Annotated in this window: 16 protein-coding genes and 3 pseudogenes; 1 reads left to right on the top strand and 18 read right to left on the bottom strand. The window is 52.7% G+C overall.

Annotated features, from left to right (window positions below):
- Positions 1 to 24: 24 nt before the first annotated feature.
- The 17 genes and pseudogenes from J5067_RS17055 to J5067_RS16975 all read right to left on the bottom strand — a co-directional run bounded on the left by J5067_RS17055 (position 25) and on the right by J5067_RS16975 (position 15,788).
- Positions 25 to 2,388 (bottom strand): pyocin knob domain-containing protein, encoded by a 2,364-nt coding sequence (locus J5067_RS17055; protein WP_264651615.1) that lies wholly within the window; start codon positions 2,386 to 2,388, stop codon positions 25 to 27.
- 798 nt (positions 2,389 to 3,186) lie between these two features.
- A pseudogene (locus tag J5067_RS17050) lies at positions 3,187 to 6,873 on the bottom strand (phage tail protein); the annotation flags it as partial.
- A 47-nt stretch (positions 6,874 to 6,920) separates the two neighbouring features.
- On the bottom strand, positions 6,921 to 7,250 hold the full coding sequence (locus J5067_RS17045; protein WP_319802399.1) for a hypothetical protein: 330 nt from the start codon (positions 7,248 to 7,250) through the stop codon (positions 6,921 to 6,923).
- A gap of 93 nt (positions 7,251 to 7,343) precedes the next feature.
- Complete coding sequence (locus tag J5067_RS17040) at positions 7,344 to 7,964, bottom strand: tail assembly protein (RefSeq protein WP_264651613.1); 621 nt, start codon at positions 7,962 to 7,964, stop codon at positions 7,344 to 7,346.
- Complete coding sequence (locus J5067_RS17035; protein ID WP_264651630.1) at positions 7,948 to 8,670, bottom strand: C40 family peptidase; 723 nt, start codon at positions 8,668 to 8,670, stop codon at positions 7,948 to 7,950. Before J5067_RS17035 ends, J5067_RS17040 begins: the two co-directional genes overlap by 17 nt.
- 10 nt (positions 8,671 to 8,680) lie before the next feature.
- Positions 8,681 to 9,432 (bottom strand): annotated as a pseudogene (locus J5067_RS17030) (phage minor tail protein L).
- 63 nt (positions 9,433 to 9,495) lie between these two features.
- Positions 9,496 to 9,843: a phage tail protein gene (locus J5067_RS17025; protein WP_264644741.1), complete on the bottom strand. Its 348-nt coding sequence runs from the start codon at positions 9,841 to 9,843 to the stop codon at positions 9,496 to 9,498.
- Complete coding sequence (locus tag J5067_RS17020; protein ID WP_264651612.1) at positions 9,843 to 11,195, bottom strand: phage tail tape measure protein; 1,353 nt, start codon at positions 11,193 to 11,195, stop codon at positions 9,843 to 9,845. The genes J5067_RS17025 and J5067_RS17020 overlap by 1 nt, the downstream gene beginning before the upstream one ends.
- Positions 11,176 to 11,481 (bottom strand): phage tail assembly protein T, encoded by a 306-nt coding sequence (locus tag J5067_RS17015; RefSeq protein ID WP_264651611.1) that lies wholly within the window; start codon positions 11,479 to 11,481, stop codon positions 11,176 to 11,178. Before J5067_RS17015 ends, J5067_RS17020 begins: the two co-directional genes overlap by 20 nt.
- 20 nt (positions 11,482 to 11,501) lie before the next feature.
- The gene (gpG, locus tag J5067_RS17010) at positions 11,502 to 11,888 is read right to left on the bottom strand and encodes a phage tail assembly chaperone G (protein WP_264651610.1); all 387 of its coding nucleotides are present in this window, start codon (positions 11,886 to 11,888) and stop codon (positions 11,502 to 11,504) included.
- 83 nt (positions 11,889 to 11,971) lie between these two features.
- Positions 11,972 to 12,442 (bottom strand): annotated as a pseudogene (locus J5067_RS17005) (phage tail tube protein); the annotation flags it as partial.
- A 7-nt stretch (positions 12,443 to 12,449) separates the two neighbouring features.
- Positions 12,450 to 12,851, bottom strand: a complete 402-nt coding sequence (locus J5067_RS17000; RefSeq protein WP_264651609.1) for a phage minor tail U family protein — start codon at positions 12,849 to 12,851, stop codon at positions 12,450 to 12,452.
- A gap of 65 nt (positions 12,852 to 12,916) precedes the next feature.
- Positions 12,917 to 13,444 (bottom strand): hypothetical protein, encoded by a 528-nt coding sequence (locus tag J5067_RS16995; protein ID WP_264651608.1) that lies wholly within the window; start codon positions 13,442 to 13,444, stop codon positions 12,917 to 12,919.
- Between the two features lie 4 nt (positions 13,445 to 13,448).
- Positions 13,449 to 14,003, bottom strand: coding sequence for a lysozyme (locus tag J5067_RS16990; protein ID WP_264651607.1), 555 nt, complete (start codon positions 14,001 to 14,003; stop codon positions 13,449 to 13,451).
- Positions 13,996 to 14,214 carry a class II holin family protein gene (locus J5067_RS16985; RefSeq protein WP_264644734.1) on the bottom strand — a complete coding sequence of 73 codons (219 nt, stop codon included), beginning with the start codon at positions 14,212 to 14,214 and terminating at the stop codon, positions 13,996 to 13,998. Before J5067_RS16985 ends, J5067_RS16990 begins: the two co-directional genes overlap by 8 nt.
- A gap of 435 nt (positions 14,215 to 14,649) precedes the next feature.
- Positions 14,650 to 15,054 carry a hypothetical protein gene (locus J5067_RS16980; protein WP_264628549.1) on the bottom strand — a complete coding sequence of 135 codons (405 nt, stop codon included), beginning with the start codon at positions 15,052 to 15,054 and terminating at the stop codon, positions 14,650 to 14,652.
- Positions 15,055 to 15,356: 302 nt separating this feature from the next.
- Positions 15,357 to 15,788, bottom strand: a complete 432-nt coding sequence (locus J5067_RS16975) for an antiterminator Q family protein (protein ID WP_264626115.1) — start codon at positions 15,786 to 15,788, stop codon at positions 15,357 to 15,359.
- A gap of 256 nt (positions 15,789 to 16,044) precedes the next feature.
- On the opposite strand from J5067_RS16975, the gene J5067_RS16970 reads away from it, so the two are divergent.
- Positions 16,045 to 16,779, top strand: coding sequence for a helix-turn-helix transcriptional regulator (locus J5067_RS16970; RefSeq protein WP_264651606.1), 735 nt, complete (start codon positions 16,045 to 16,047; stop codon positions 16,777 to 16,779).
- 70 nt (positions 16,780 to 16,849) lie between these two features.
- Here J5067_RS16970 and cysH read toward each other — a convergent pair whose 3' ends face one another.
- On the bottom strand, positions 16,850 to 17,584 hold the full coding sequence (gene cysH, locus J5067_RS16965; protein ID WP_264651629.1) for a phosphoadenosine phosphosulfate reductase: 735 nt from the start codon (positions 17,582 to 17,584) through the stop codon (positions 16,850 to 16,852).
- Positions 17,585 to 17,592: the final 8 nt, after the last annotated feature.

The raw sequence follows: 17,592 nt of genomic DNA, 5'->3' as shown, positions 1-17,592 counted from the left end.
TCGCTGACCGGCCCGGGGGATTACTTATGCTTGTGCTGAAGCTTCCAAAACAACGTCGTTTTCAGCCTCATTGGGCACCGTTTCAACCACCTCCTCCTGCACCTCAACGTCTGGCATTTGTACCCGTACCGAGATAAAGGTGTCGTGCGGAATATCGATCGGATCGCCGTTGGCGTAGCCTTCAATTTCGTTGCGCGCAAAAGCAGGGGCGTCTGGGTGTGGCCGATGATAGGTGCGGATAACTATCGAGCCATCCGGGTTTATCTTCTCACTGCCCTCATCGCCGCCATAGTCCACCCACAGGCGCGGCAGCTTGTTGCGACACATCGGCACATCGATACCGCCGTCATCACCACCCCAGGCGCGATCGGCATTCAGGCCCAGACAGCCGGAAATGCGGTACACCCCTTCACTCAGGCGCTCGGTGGTGATGCCCTCGGCTTCGCTGGTGAGTTCGCTGGTGCCATCTGCAAACAGCTTCACAACCGGGCTTGCTGTTTTATAGAACCCGTTTGAATCAGCTACTGTGTTTAACCCGCTAGCCAGAATGGCGTAGTTGGTATTGCTTCTGCGGATATAAGCCAATCTTGCTGAGTTAACGGTTAATCGTGTACTCCCATCCTCAGCCAAAATAATATTGTTTTGAGCGGTTGAATACTGATTAGCTAAAACAACATCGAATGTTGTATCACCTTTTCCTACAAACCAATGATTTCCGTTATCATGGGTAAGACCACGAATATACCCCGGCTGCGATGCGGATGCGGGCTTTATGAATAATCCAGAACCGTTATATGAAAATGTCTTTTGCCCGGCTATTGTTTGCGAGGTGTTGGTGGTTACATGTGGAGCCCAATCGGTCCACGCGTTATTGGTTCGGTGCCTAGCCGCTAGCTCACCACCTGGCCCTACCTGTACCTGCATGAGTTGCCCGGATCCATCAGCACCACCAGCACGGAAAGCAACAACGGCAGGACTAAATTGATAATACCAATTTGTAGCGGAAGCTGGCTCAACAAACCCTGCCGTAACTGCGTTATTCCCGTCCAAGATAGTAGACATGGCAATACCGGCAGATTGCGATCTGCCTAACCCGTGTGCCCCGTTTAGCATTATGGAGCCGGGGGCTGTATCGTTAACCCCTGTTTGCTTTATGAGATTTTTGTCAGTCCAGAATACATGATTCGTATATCCGTTCGAATCACCAGCCTGTAGCCTGACCACGCTCGTTCCTGCAGTTGGGCCAACAGTAAATATGGAATAAGTCCCCTGTACCTTTGAGAACCAACCAGAACCAAATCTACTTGTTGCGGTTATTATTCCATCATTTCTTATTGTTCCAGAGCTGTTAGCTGAATTTTGCGCCCACGCATGTAACGCATCCTCTGATGTAATATTGATATATGTTGGCGCGTTCCTTGCTGGATTTAGATTCTGGTCTGTCCATAATTCATGAGTTGAATTTGTTGAACCGGAATTATTTCCAGAGGTAATTCTTATTCCTCCAGAAATACCAGATGGAGCATACCCTATAGAAATGGTAGCCCATGTGTCGCCGGACCTTAGCAACACACCAACGCCATATTGTTTTGTGTATTGCGGTACGGCAGATGAGTTTCTGAAAATTCTACTCCCGTTGCTTGATAATCTAGCCCAGGCCAAAAACGCCGCATCCGTGTTTAGGTCTACAATTTCACCAGAGCCACCCCAACCCCATGCACCGTTAAGCATTACCGAGCCAGCGGTTGCATCGAATTGCCCGGTCTGCTTAACAAGGCTCGCGCTGTTCCATACTTCAGACCACACTCCCCACGTCCCACCCGCGAGGAAATATCTGATATAAACCCGCGTGGTGTTGTAGGGGAAATACAGTTGATGCGCAGCCGTATTCCCGTTGGCCGTGTCCTGAACAACCAAAAGCGAGCCTGCTATGGGTGTGGGATAATTTTTGGCAAGAGTAGCGTTGGCGTTTGAGTTTTGAGTCCACACCCCATCTTGCTCGCCAGTGATAGTATTTAGGTCAACGGTACCCAGCCCACCACGCTTTCTAAAAGCCTGTGCTAAGTCAGCTTTCCCATCTAGCGCAGCATCCCAAGCCTGCTGCGAGCGAACGGTAACAGTCTGACCGTCTGGCGAAGTGAGCGTAACGTTTCCTGTTCCGGTTAATATCTGCTGCCAGCCAGATAACTGCTGCTGATAATAGGCAAGCGTTGAGGCAAATTCATGAGCAAACTGCTCGATGGAAACAGCCGGTGATGTGGGAATAGCATAAGCTTTACCCGTTCCCGTTGTACCAGTGAACACTGATGCCAGCGTTAATTGTGTATCGGATTGCACAGACTCAATTTCATAAATCTGAACAGTGCCAGCAGAGGGCAACAATAACACCAGCCCTACTGATACACCATTTAATGAATTAGTGAATTGAGTTTCTGTGCCGTAATGATTTTACTGCCGTTAGTGGCAGAAATAGTTTCAGCTTTGTACCAAGACATATATTATCCAATATATTTACACTGTTGTTAATAACGGTGGTGGTAGCACACTACCTTTATATGAAGTAATAACCGCCGGACTACATGACCAGAACTGACGATTTTGTGAATCTGATCCATTCCTTCCAGCCCAAACGCTTTCTAGATTTATTGGTTGAATAGATATGCTATTCACCCTTCCTTCTAATAAGATTTTTATTTTTTGTTTCAAGTTAGATGTATTTGCAGGTACAATTAACGTACTAAAAACACAAAACAATTGACTTCCACCTTCTCTATACTGATCCATAAATGTACGTTCACTCCCATCGGGGTTTACAAGATTTACGCGAACTCTTTTAGGGCCTTGAGACCATACTGATACTAAAGCTAGATTAGTAAATTTAAAAATACGATCATATGGCTTTGGCGATATTTCCAACCAAGTTTTCCATCCGTCATTTAAACCTATAACAAATGGTAAAGTTGGCGAATTATCAGGATTATCTACAGGGTTATACATCAATACTGATTGTTCTATTACATCACCTTCAATCTTATCAGCATAAACTGTCCCCTCAAATCGACCATCCTTTGCATAGACTGTCCCTCTGACGATAACATTATTGAATTCTGAACTCCCAGAAGCCCGACTAATCTTCCAACCTGATGAACCAGCAACATAATTATCAGATGATATGTTATCCGAGAATTTTGCCCCAGTAATTGCCGCATCTTTGATTTTAGCTGATGCAATTGTTGCATCCCCAATGACAACACTATTCAAAACGGCTTGCGTTCCCTGAGTCGTAAATACAGGAGTGGGTGTTCCTCCCGCATTGGTCATAATAGACGTTCTATCTGCCAACAGAATAATATTCGACTGCATCCCGGTAGTTGAATTTGAAACATCCAGACCAATACCAGCCAGATATTGTTTTCCGTTTGCATCAACCCCCACTTTAATGGTTCGAGAGGCTGACAATTTTCCGTCAATGCCATTAACCGCTTGGCTAATGTCACTGATCTTCGTTGTGGCACCGTTCACTGTCGCGGTTAGCTGGCTAATCTGCGTTCCCTGCGCCGTAATCGTGTTGCCTTGCTGCGTCACCGTTGCCGATACCGCATTGACACTCTGCACTGCGCCGTTAGCCGTAGACTGTGCCGCAGCCGCTGCACTGGCGGCGGATTTTGCTGCCGCAGCCGCGTCTGTGGCGGCCTTATCGGTAACGGCCTGCCATGCCGAGCCCGTCCATCGTTTTGGGGTATTGATGCTATTTGTCGTATCGATCCACACGTTTTGTGTCAGGCGATCCGCCACCGCAGGTTCTGCGGTGCCATAGATCACTTTACCTTTATTACCCGCCGCCGCAGCCGCATTCGTTGCCGCCTGTTGGGCGGCAGCAGCGGAAGATTTGGCGCTATCAGCCGCTGTCTGAGCCGTTCCAACCGAGGCAGTGATTTGCGTGATCGATTGCCCCTGCGACGTTAGCGTATTTCCCTGCTGCGTCACTGTAGTCTGTAAGCCACCAACAGCGGTAGAAAGCCCGTCGATTTCCCCTTCCGCTGCACGCATTTTGCTACTGAGGCTATCCACATTCTGCGCAGTGGTCTTTTCCAACGTGGTAACCGTCTGCTGCAATGAGTTCAGGTTACTTTGTGTTGAGCCAATCTGCGCTTGCATCTCCAATAACGCGATAGTACGCGCTTCAACTTCATTGGCGACCGCCGCGCGTGTATCGGCGATTTCTGCCACACGAGCACCATTTTCGCTACGCCATCTGCGAGACTCCTCGTCAATGGTCAAGCTATTACGCAAAATGGCTTTTGCCTGCTCAATACTGGAGAGCATGCCATCAGCGATCTGCTGGGTGTTTGTAGCAATATTGGTCACCAGAGACTGCCAGGCATCGGAGCCCTCAACCTCCTCCAAAATGGCATCCGCGATATCTCCGACGTCGGTACTCGATTCCCCAACAACCCACCCCGTCCACGGCCCCTGGTTACCCGACTTATCAACAATACGGGCGCGATAAAAGAACGCCTGACCGACGCTAAGCCCCATTTGCTGGTAGGCACGCGTGGGATACGCCACATCGGTCAGCAGCAACACATTCTGGCCGTCGCTGGTCAGGGAATACTGAATCTCAGTTTTTAAGGTATCGTCGGTGTCGGCGGGGAATTGCCAGTCGAGCTGGACGCCAAACACCAGCGCGGTGGTGGTAAAACTGGACAGTGCCGGCGGATTACCCGCTTTACCTGTTAGCATAGTTTCCTGCGCGTTGGCCCACAGACTGGAGATCTCCGTGGCATTGATGGCGCGCACGCGCGCTTGATAACGCCCGGCGTAAATGCCCGACACCTCAACGCCTTGTGCCGAGGTGCGTGCCGCGCTGATCCAGTTGCCGTTATCACGCCGCCATTGCACTTCGTAGGCAATGGCACTGTCCGCCTTGTCCCAGGTAATGCGCAAGGTGGTGACATTGATACCTTGCTCGATGCGGTTATCGCTACCGATCACCACGTTGTTCGGCGCAGGCTGTACCGATGGCGGAACCAGACTGATAGGACGAGATTCAATGCGTGCGCCGGTATCAATCTTGGCGAATTTATCCGCATCGAATTCGATGGCCGTAATATCAAAGGAAGCGCTATCCTCGCCTTCTTTCACACCAATGATGCGATACAGTTGCAGCGCCAGGTCGTTAGCATCGACCGCCCACACCGACTCTGGCACCGGCGTTTCGCTGTACGCCGTGGTGACGGTGACCACCATATCGTTCACCGCCTCAATGGTGCGCCCCTCTGCTTTACCACTCGGCAGGTTGAGAATCAGGCGTTCACCGATTGCCGCAGAAGAGACGCGGTCAAGCGTGATGTTACGTCCGTCAACCGCGCTGATGCGCCCGCCTAATGGACGCCCGGCCAGCAAGGCATCAGCGATACCGACAATGGCGCCGGGGACCGGAATATCCCCGTCCAGCCCCATGGTGTAAGAAACGGTGCGATCGGCATCGTTGGTGTGCAAAATCCATTTGCCGCGCCGGATAGCCTCGGTCTGGCGCGTACAGCCAATCGCGGTCACATCAGCTTGTTTAATGCCGTAGCGCCGCACCAGTTTGTTATCCGCCACAGCCTCCACCGCGTCCTGATAGGCGTTATCGGGATCGGACCACGCCACCATCGCCGTGCTGTAGTGCGTCTTGCTGCTGGCATTGCTGTAGGTAAAGCGCCCGTCGCGCACGTTGGCACGGGTGACCACGTAATCCATCTCGCGCGGCATATCGGACAGCACGTTCATCTGGTTGTTGGCCCAGAACGAGGAGCCACGAAAGATCGCCGCCAGATCGTTGAGCACCGTCCACGCCTCTTCTTGCGATTGGATGTACACATCGCACAAAAAACGGGGTTCCGTACCGCTGCCGCCATGACCATCCGGCACAAGCTGATCGCAGTACTGGGCAATCTGGTACAGCGCCCATTTTGACAGCACCAGGTTGGTCGCTTTGATGCGCTCGCCAAGGCCAAAACGTTCTGAAAGCTGGATGTCGTAATACACCCAGGCTGGGTTGTTGGAGAATGCCCACTTGAAGGTGCCATCCCAACTGCCCGTGTAGCGCCGCGTTTGTGCATCATAGTTGGTGGGCACACGGATAATACGCCCGTCCGGCTCGCAAGAAATGACCGGAATATTTTGAAACTGCTGCGCGTCGAACTGCATCAGCAGCAGCGCCGTTTCCGGGTAGCGCAGCTTGGCGTCGATCACTTCGGTGATGGCTTCGATCGCCATCTTATCGGCAATACGATTACTGGTGGAATTGGGCGTGATACGGCGCACGCGAATCTGCCAACCGATGGTTGCACTTGGCAAATCGATACGGTGGCTGCGTTCATAGGACGTGGTGGTTTTGCCATCAATCGCCGTTTTCAGCACTTCACGGTAGCTGCCGCCGTCCGTGGCGATATCAATGGCATATTCAATGCGGTAGCCGCCCACATCGCCATTATCATGCTGCTGTTGCAGCGCCGCCCAGGAGAAGCGTATGCGCACCGCTGAGAGGTTGATATTGGGCAACGAACGTATCCACGGCGTTTTACTGGTCAGTTCGGTGCTTACCGCGATCTCATTTTCAACGCCGGGAAAACCGGGAATATAGCTTTGGTCGGGCGTACCGGGACGAAACGCCCACGACACGCCGGAAAAATTGGCGTTGCCGTTGCTGTCGTTAAGCGGCGTACCGTCAAGAAAAATACGCGAGCCATCCAGATTCCCAGCAAATTCCCCTTCCCCCAGCGCCAGCAGTATTTTGGCGTAAGAGGTGGATTGAATGGAATCCGGCGACTCAACGGGAACGCGCGCGTTCGCGCTGCCGCCTTTGCTGCCTTTTATCGCTGTCATGGGTACTCCATTAAAAAGAAAACCCGCTCAAGGCGGGTTTATCGGCATCAGGATTTATGTCGTTTCTTCCAGGTATCTATCATCTCTTGCGTCACTTCATTCTTATAACAGATCGGCGAATAGCCCCCGGCCCGACTCCACGCGCTGCGTTTTCCACAGCTGCTGCCGTTACGCGCCGAATGGTAGGGGCACGGGCAATTGCCCGGATACGCAGAAATAGACTCATCGATGATGGCTTGTTTTATTTGATCGTTATTGACGGGCTGCGATTTGGCGATAGCACCTTCCGGCAATAACCCTACGGAGAAAAACAATACGTAGAAAAACAGAGTTGGCTGAAACCATAATTGCAGTGGCAATAATAAGAGTGCTTTCATTTTTTTACCTTGGCTGTGTGCAGATACTTGCTGTGTACAGATAACGGTAAATAAAGCACGACAGCCCTGGTAAAACGTTGATGAAGGCAATAATTATTGCTGGTCTTCGGCGTAAATTCCGGCAGAAATAATCGCGCCGCCAACGCGACGGCGACCATAAAGAATCGGCACCGGGTTACCCTGCGCAATGGAGTTAACCGGACCGCCAAACGCATAGGAGGGCTTATTATCGGGCGACTGGCGCATCGAAATACCGCCTTGAACGGGGGTGAGCATTTGCACCACGCCGCCTAGCATCAGTACGCCGCCCATTTTCATTAACGCGGAACCCCATGCCGCCCCTCCTAACGCTTGTCCCCAAGGGGTGAATGATCCAAACGCGCCAACAACAACCAAAACAGCCCCTAATATCGTTTGTAATATCCCTGCATTTTTACTTCCGATAATAATGGGAGCGATGCGAATCTCATGGCTAACGTTAAAATCTAGCTCATCTTTAGACAAATTATGCTGACCATCAAAAACCGCATAGGTCAGTCCGCGAGATTTACTCGTCAGCAAAAACTTTTCAAAACCGGGAATAATCACGCTTAACGCCTTTATGGCTTCCTGCCGGGTTTCCACCGCCAGGCGATGCACGCGGCCAAAGGTTGCGCCCAATACGCCGTAAAGCCGAATGGTTTTTAACGGCTGATACTCAATGGCTAGCGTCATGATTCCCTCCGGTATAACGCAGTCGGATAATGGTTCTGTCCAACCAGTAGCCGCCGTACAGCACTTTCTGGCTGAGCTGACCGTACATGTGGTGCAGCATTTCACCGTTGCCCACGTAGACGCCAGCATGATTCGGCTCGCTGGCACGCACTTGCATAATGATCACATCCCCCGGCGCAATATCATCGGTCACCGGCGTAAAGCCCGCGTCGCGGTAGTGCGTCATATACAGGTTTTCGCCACGGTTCCACCAGTCGTCCGTGCGTGCAAAATTCGGCAGTTGAATATTGCGCTCCAGTTGATACCAGTCGCGCACAATGGCGTAACAATCCCAAATGCCGTGCACAAAAGGACGCGCCAGCAGGGGCTTAATCCCCTGCTGCGGCATCAGGGTGCGAACATCGCCTTCGGGCCAACTGACGATCACCCAGGGCAGTTGCGATTGATCGCACTGGGCAAGATCGACGGCGCTGGGCGTGGTGGTGGCATCGGGATGGCTGTGCACGATCGCCACCAGCGTGCCGCTGTCTTCGGCCTGCGCATAGTCCTCGGGGCTCATGATAAAATGATCCTGTGGTGCCTGTGCCAGATTGCGGCAAGGCACGTAGCGTTGCCGCTGTTGATTGTGCACGACCACGCCGCACGCTTCGCGCGGATATTCTTGCTCAGCATGGGCGAGGATCGCGCTGACGATCAAATTTCCCAGTTTCACGTTATTACCTCTTAATCAGTGCCGACCCCGGAAAGCCGCCAAACGGCAATTCGGCCGCTTCACCAAAACGCGGTTTGCAGCCGGTGGAAAGCAGCCCGGAGCACTCATCCTTTGCCGGATCATCGACCGGATTGCCGTCAATGTCGAAATAACGCGATCCGGTGTAACACAGGATGCGCCGCGATACTGTCCGCGTGCGCACCAGGTACACAGGCTGTGAATCTGCCGGGTGGGGATCATGATCCCCTGCAAATCAGCCGGTGAGGAGAGATTGAACGTAACCGATTCGTTGTCCTCATTGGCTTTACTGTCGATGTACCAGACTTCCAGCCGCTCTTGCGTCGGGTCAGCGCTGTGGTTGCCATTAGGGAAATTGCGCGCATCCAGATAATGAGCAAAGGTGGTATGAATCCGCACGGTGGCCTGCGCCAGATTTTGATAGACCAGACACAACGCGGTGATGGTGCCGTCGATATTGCCGACCGCCAGCGTGGGCGTGGGAGCACTGCCATCGCTGGTCATTTCCAGCCCCTCAATATGCGTCGGCCACGCTTTGTACTCTTTTCCCTGCCACCAGAGGGATTTTGCCGGGAGTTTATTCTCATCCCCCGCCGCGGCGGCAAGCTCCTCGGCGCTGTGCGGGATAGGATGGTTGTGAAAATAGAGCTCCGGGCCATCGAATGCGGTGCAATCCACTTCAAACAAGCGCACGCGATCGCCCGGCGCCAACTGTTGGGCGTCGAGATTGATAGACATCGGTTCTCCAGAGACAAAAAAACCAGCGCGCAGGCTGGGGAAGGGTGATGAAAGCGGCGCTAATTACACGCCATACCACTGAACGAAGGTTGCCGTGATCACCCCCTGAACGTTACCGGCCGGAGCAAACTTTATCGAGTCTTCCACCACCCGATACAGCCCCGCTTTTTCATGCGGTGGGGTCCATTGGAATGATTTTTTGCGGTGACGCCGCAAGAAATCACGAATCTCGACAGCGGTGTCGAGCGTGCCACGAAACGCGTAGGAAAAAGTGATGGTTTCCCCGTTCAGCCCCGCGCCGGACAGTTGCGTGTAGCCATCGCCAAACTGCACTTTGCGTACCGTTTCGCTGTATTGCACCTCGGGCTGATTGCCGATTTGCAGCGGCCAGTGAAATGTTTCAATTGCCATTAGCTTCTCCGCCCTTTCATTGCCGTGCTTAACATGCGTCCCTGCCCCATTTCCCGGGTCAGCAGTGATTTAAAGCGTTGATCGACAAAGCTGCCGATCTCACTGCCAAACTGCGCCAGTCCGGCCGATGAGGTCTGGGAGATGCGGCCATCGCTGGCGATATTGATACTGACCTGCGGTGCCGTATTGCCACTCACGCCGCCCACCGCTCGTACGCCCAGTACACCGTTGGCGTTACGGGTCAGCGGCATAATCGCTTCCGGCCCGGCCTCGCCCATCAATCCTGCCCCTTTGGCGAAGGCAAACAGCGTGGGGCGATCGACCACCTGCCCGGAATAGGCCGACAGGCTGGATGAGGTATAAACGCCGCCTTTGGCATTAGCCGTTACACCAAAAGCCCCCATTAACGCATTCACCCCCTGCACCAGCGCCGACTTCACCGCGATTTCCGCCAGCATGCCCAACACCGATTCGGCGAAAGAGGAGAAATTGAGTTTTCCGGTACGCACAAAGTTCATCACGCTATTATCTAACTGTTGGAATGCCGCATCTCCCCCAGCCTGAATAATGGAATAGGAATCCAGCGCGCTCTCGGAATATTTCCCCCAGGACTCGCTCAGGCCGTCTACCCAGGTTTTGCCGATATGGTTATTCGACTCCCCGCCTTCCTGATTGTTATTGCTTTTCTGGGTATCGTTGCGCTGCGCCACCGTGGTTGCCGGATTTGAAGATGTGCTCTGCTTATTTTTACCCTGGTCTTTATCCTTATCTTTATCCTTGGTGGTTGTCGAAATATCGAAAAAACCCAGAATGGCGTTAACCCCTTCGACCATTGATGCCCTGAGCGCTACGTTCGCTAACATGCTCAGCATGGATTCGGCAAAATTCGAGAGATTCAGTTTGCCGGTTTTCACAAAACGCGTTAATCCCGCGTCCAGCGTTTTGAACACCGCTTCACCGCCGGTTTTCACCTGGGTGTAGGTATCCGAAGCGACTTTCGCGTATTCGCTCCATGACTCAATCAGGCCGTCCCGCCAGGTTTTCACCTCCGTTTTATCTTTCGATTGATCGGTGCCAATGCCATTGAGCCCTGCCAGCATATAACCGCTGGTATCGTTAAAATCAGCGTTCCCTTGCGCCATCACGCGCTGCGCCGACCAGTTGCCCGGCTGAGCTCGCACCTCACTCGCTTTCAACGCCGCACTCTGCTGGGCGACCAGTTGAGAAAAACTCTGCGTCGCCTGGGTAACGACACTTCCCAGCGACAGCAAATCCTGCTGCACGCGCAGCACGCTGCTGTTTAACAACACAGCGTTAACATTTAATACCTGTTCATTGGTTGTCTGGGCCATAACGAACCCCTCCAAATAATCCTTCGCCTATTGCCATCAGTTCATCATCGCTCATCGTTTCAGGCTCAACCGTTGGCTGTAACAAGCTGAGTTGCTGTAACGGGATGTCTTGATGGCCCGTCAACGCCAGCATCGTGGCACGCAGGGCGCAACACTCCGCATCCAGCAGCACGTCGGAAAAGTAGTGCTCCTGATAGAATGCAAACCATTCCGATAACTCACTGGAAGAGAGTTCAGACAGCATCGTGCGCCAGTCATGACGCCGGAACTCCCGAGCCAGACGCATCGCAAAACGCACCTGTGCGGCTAAGACTTTCCCGGCGTACTGGACGCACTCTCGCCAGCGGGTTCCTCACTGGCACTTTCAGGCGCGATGCCGCTGAGGTGCTGAACCAGCAGCGCGGCCTCATTGATCAAGCGCGGCGGCCAGTCGTTGAGCACCTGATTGAAGATGTCATCCAGGGTGCGCTCCCGATCCTGTTGCCACAGCGAACGGGATACCAGCCAGGCGTGCAGTTTGATGGTCAGGCTGCCAAAAATGGCCATTTTCTTGGCCTCCGGGATGGTGTCCGGAATGTTCTCCAATGCGCTCATGTGTTCCACGATGGCTTCGAGATACTCGATGCGCTGCAACCCTGACAGCTCAGACAGCACCACCTGATTGGGGCCAAAAGGCTCGGTTTTCAGGTACATGTGTTCTCCTTGATAGGATGTTTACCGAATAAGCCCCGCGTACGCGGGGCATAAAAAAAGCAGCGACGCGCGCTGCTTTAAGGCGTTACCGCCGCCGGCGCATCTTCCGCCAGCACCGGCTTGCCGGTATTGGTGACCTTCACGGTGCGGGTGATCACCTCCTTCACGGGAATCGATTTCCCTAACGCACTGACCCAGCCCTTAAACACATCAACCACGCCGTTGGCATACTTGATTTTGTAGCCGCGCACGGCGCCGGAGGTAAACCAATCAACCAGTTCCTGTTGCCCCAGATCGCCGGCTTTCCATGCCAGAGTGAAACTGGTGTCGCCCGCTGATTTGATGCCCTGCGCGGTATCGCTCCATCCGGCGTTTTCGCCGTCGAGATAGGTGTTATCGAAGGATTCCGCCGTCATCTCGCCCGGCGTCAGCTCCTTGACCTGCGCCAGACGGGTCCAACCGCTGTCGCCCGTTGGGTTGGCATAAGGGTCACCGGTGCCGGTAAAAACCCAAAGTGTGGTTCCTGCACCTTTAATCGCTTCTGTTGTAGACATAATGGCCTCACTGATAATACGTTATTGAAAATTCGAGGTCCGCAGACCTCCAAATACTCCCTTCTTCGTCGCGTCGATAGTCATACCGCTGCGTTGAGAAGGTTTGCGTACTCTCCTGTAGTGCTGACTCGGACATCAGCACCGGGGAAATTTTTTGCGCCATCTTTTCATCCAGCGTCGAATCCAGCCCCTCTGCCTTTTCGAAAAGCTCAACGTGCAGACTGGCTTGCCACAGCGCCTCATCCAGTGCGTTGTCCACCGGTTGTGCATCGCTGATGTACACCGCGATAGCGGGCAGGCTGTCTGACGTTAAGGCGACGGGGCGTCCGTCAAGAAAAGTGGTGTGTTCGGTGATGGCAGCGCGCAGCGCAGCCAAAATGGCAGCACGTAGCTGCATATGCTTCATCATGATTGGCATGTCATCCGTAGTTGATTGTCGGTAGGGTTAACGCGCTGACGGCTGGGGACAGCGGCTTACTTTCTGTCGGCCTGTGCAGTACGTATTGCATCAAGCTGGCTGTTGGCCTGCTCCAGCGCTGCCAGCAGTGGCTCAATCCAGTAAACGGCCTGGGCGTAAGTCAATCGGCAACCGGCGGTAACGGCACCATGACCGGCTGCGTCAGCGTCTGGGGCAACGCGGTGCACGACGCGGGCACGTAGACGGTGCGCGTCGTCGAGCAACCGCCCAGACACAGCATCAGGCACGCACTGACGCCCCACCGGATCGCGCTTGACTGCCGTGCGGTAGATAATCTGTTTTTCATCCGAGTCGGCCTTGATAGAGAGACTGTGCTGATAGGCATCGGCAGCTATCTGGTTCACGCGCTGAAAAGTAAACGCCTGCTGCGCGATAATCGATTGTTGCTGCGTCTGGCGCAGTTCGCTGGCTTGCTTGTCACGAACGGCAACATCAGCATCCCAGCGAATCCCTTGCAGAGACCAACCGGCACCGAAAGCAGCCGCGAGTGCACAGCCCGTCAGCAATAGGTGGATTTTCATCATTGGGCTATTTCTGCGCAGCCAGGCACAGCGCCTGCTCTTTGGCGCGGCGCGCCACCAGCCCCGGAAGCACCTCCTGCCCGGCATAGACCCAACGGCTAAGTTGATGACAGGCGGCAAGGTAAGATCCCGCTGTCAGGTAGCGGTACAGCGTGGACGTCAGGAAATTCGAGCAGCCGACGTTGAACACAAAGCTGCCGACACCGTCAAAAACGTTCTGCGGCAAGCGCACGCCCAATTTGCGTTCGACGTTCTGCTCAAGGCAGTTTTGTGCATCCAGTTGATCTTCCGCGAACCAGCGGGCAACCTGCTGGTCATCCGCCAGCGTGGCAGTTCCTGTAACACGCCGCGTATGACCAATGCCCTGAGTGCTGATACGGGCCGGGCACTGGTAAACATCGCGTCGACATCCCTCCGCATTCCCCATCACCTCCATCGCGGCCTGGCTGAAACGCAAGGCATTGCCCTGTTGGGAGCGATAGCTATCGCTATTACTCAGCACCATGGCAATAATCACGCTGACAGAGCACAACGCAGCAGTGGCAATCTTGCGTCTACTCATTATGCATTCCCTCTTCTCTGCGCCGGTCTTCCCTGATTTTGAAAAACACATTCACCAGAAAAGTCAGCAGGCCAAACAGCAAACTCCCCATCACGCCAATGGCTGTCCACTGGTTTGGAGAAACCGCATCCAGTAACTGAAGCATCCAGTAGCTGCCAGTAGCACCCGAAGCGCCATAGGAGATGCCCGTCGTCAATTTATACATACGCATAACCTCACCGCCGTCGTGCGGGGTGCCTACAGTGATAAGAACAAAAAGCGGAAAGTCGTTATTAATAACGTTCCGGCATCTCGATGCCGCGATGTCGAAGAACGCGAGAGGAATAATGTTTAAAAAAACGTGAATATGCCAAATCACTATTAATATTAATATTAATATTCTGAAAAAAAAAGCCTCGCATAAGCGAAGCCTTTTTTATGATTGCTGTAAATTAACGATTTTTAACAGACTACTTTGCCATTTGGAATTCCACAACATTTTTAATGTCTGTTTTAATCGGCAGATAGCTTTTTCTGACACCGAGCCAAATAAGCATTTTTTGTAGAATAAATACCTTTTTGGAATTCCACAACCGCTTTTCAGGATAATATGATAAAAAAACATCACCATTCTGTTTACACCCGGCAATGCTTTCACGCCAGGTGATTATTTCGCTGGCCCCGTATATTGCAGCGTAATGGGTGTTCTATCCCATTCCCAATTTGATTTGGTCTGTTGCTGCCAGCCATTATCCCACATGCAATCGTGGTAGGAACTGTTACGGCTACCGTTGTTAACGTCCGTGACATAGCTTTGTAATTCCTCAACCTCATAGGTCCTGTACTTTTTCCCACCGCACCACCGTTTGTAATCGCAAGGCTCAGTGACAGTACGGTAGTTGGTGCGATTTATCACTTCATTGCGAACTGGGAATCGCTGTTCAGCGTTAACCCGACAGAGGGATCTTGAAGTAACATGGTCAGTCGGGTTATCACGAATTTTCACCCACCGCGTTGAACACCCGGAAAGCAACACAGGAACCAACATGAATAACAGCAGCGTCTTCATCATAGGCCTCTTTAACGGACGAAGTGGCAATATTACTTTCACTTTTTTCGATAAGACTAATCTGGAATATTCCTGATTTACTGTTTCGGTAGGTTATTACGAAGGTAATGCACTCCTGTGCCGTGCGTTCGATAGTGAACGATATTACACATACCAATACGCCTTTCTTTGCGAAAAATCAAAATATGCATGCACATGCTTCAGCACATCCGTTAATTAGGACAGTTAGCCATTCGCAAAAATCAGCTTGTCATAGGAAATGAATTTCGCATTAGGAATAGGATGAAATAATCATTTTTATCAGACTATATTGCTTTTTGGAATTCCACCACTTTTTTTATTTTCGGCGTATAAACCAGTTCTTTTTGGCATTCAAGATCGATATCCAGCTTGATATCCATCATGCTCAGGCAGCCATCGATAAATCCTTCCGCCATTTGCAGCTGTTTTAGCACCAGCGTATGTGAAATACCCAGTTTGGTGCCAATCGCCCTCACCGGCAGGCCAAGCACATAGTGCCACTCCAATAGCACATGCAGATACGGGTCGCGTTTTTTCAAACACGCCATCGCCCCATTGACAATCAACCCATCGTCATCGCAGCACGACGGGCGTGAGCGCTGGCTGGAGGGCAGCAGCCCACGGAAGCCCGCAGCAACCGATGAGTAATACAGCCCGTGTTCAGTATGGGAAGCCCATGCGCCATAACGCTCAAGCACCTTTTGGATATCACGAATCATCTCGCCACCTTTGTTGTTTCTATACCGTTATCTGGCAAGACCATTGGGGTCTTGCCGCACCGTCCCCTGGAGTAACAAAAGAGAGGCAGTCACACTCTGCCACCGGAAAGCTATTGATTTAGTTGATAACTAGCGTCCGTTACTCACGCATAGCTTGTCTTGTTGGTGTGATAATACCTTTAGCTATCGATAATAGCAAAAGGTATTGCCATTTCACTTGAAAAGCAATAGCGAATGCTATAAAGTTGTTCGCATGAAAACGATGAACACTTTGGCAGAACGGCTTAACCATGCTATGTCGCTGACGGGAATGACTCAGGGACAATTGGCACGCGCCGTTAACATGGCTCAGCCGACAATCTGGCGCTTGACCTCCGGTCAGGCGAAAGGAACGTCGCGTATCATTGATATTGCCGATGCGCTGGGGGTACGCCCGGAATGGCTGGCGAATGGCGATGAACCGATGCGTACGCCAGCGGTCGCGCCTTACGATTCGCGCTCCAACATTCCGCCGGAATCTCAGTGGGGAACGGTTGACGTATGGGACAGCCACACCCCGTTGCGGGATGATGAAGTGGAAGTGCCGTTTCTGAAAGATATCGAATTCGCCTGTGGGACCGGGCGTATCATGAATGAAGATCATAACGGGTTTAAACTGCGGTTTTCCAAATCGACCTTACGCCGCGTCGGTGCCAATTCTGATGGCTCTGGCGTGCTCTGTTTCCCGGCCAAGGGCGACAGCATGGAACCGTTTATTCCCGATGGTACCACCGTCGCCGTCAACACCAACGATAAGCGCATTATCGATGGCAAGATCTACGCCATCAGCCAAAATGGCTGGAACCGCATCAAGCTGCTGTATCAGGTTGGGCCGAACACGGTAAGCATCCGCAGCTACAACAGCGCCGAGCACCCTATCGAAGAGAAATCCCTCAGCGAGGTCGATATTATTGGGCGCGTGTTCTGGTGGGCGGTGCTGGACTACTGATTCCCATACCAGCGCTGTGTACAAAAAAGGCCGTTAACCAACGGCCTTTTCCCTTTCTGCACGCTGTCACTTACCCCTCGTGCAACCCACATTCCCGTTTCAATCCGAAGAAGCGCGTTTCTTCTTCGCTCATTCCCGGCTCCCATTTACGCGTGGTATGCGTATCCCCCACTGACAGGTAGCCCTGATCCCACAGCGGGTGGTAAGACAAACCGTGCTGCTTGAGGTATTGATACACCTGCTTATTATCCCAATCGATAATCGGCAGCACCTTGAAGACGCCGCGTTGGATAGCCAGTACCGGCAGATGTCCACGGCTGCCCGACTGCTCGCGCCGCAATCCGGCAAACCAGGTCTGGGCCTGTAGCTCACTCAGCCCACGGTTCATCGGTTCCACTTTGTTTAGCTGGTTGTACTGCTCAATGCCTTCAACGCCCTGTTCCCACAGTTTGCCATAGCGTGCTTCCTGCCAGGCCGGGGAGTGCTCGGCACGATACACCTTCAAATTCAGTTTCAACTGCTCGGCCAGCGTGTCGATAAACTGATAGGTTTCCGGAAACAGGTAGCCAGTATCGGTGAGGATCACCGGAATATCAGGGCGCAGTTGCGTGACCAGATGCAGGCTTACCGCCGCCTGAATGCCGAAGCTGGAAGAGAGCACATACTCCCCCGGCAGGTGCTCCAGCGCCCAGGCAACGCGCCCCTCGGCGGAGAGCGTTTCCAACTGTTCGTTGGTTTCAGCCAGCGCTTGCGCCTGCTCCGGTTTGGGTAGCGCGTTAAGCGCTTCAAGAGAGAATGCCGACATCATGCCTC

Source organism: Candidatus Symbiopectobacterium sp. NZEC151 (genome assembly GCF_025962655.1).
Taxonomy (GTDB): domain Bacteria; phylum Pseudomonadota; class Gammaproteobacteria; order Enterobacterales; family Enterobacteriaceae; genus Symbiopectobacterium.
This window is presented reverse-complemented; position numbering and strand designations above follow the sequence as displayed.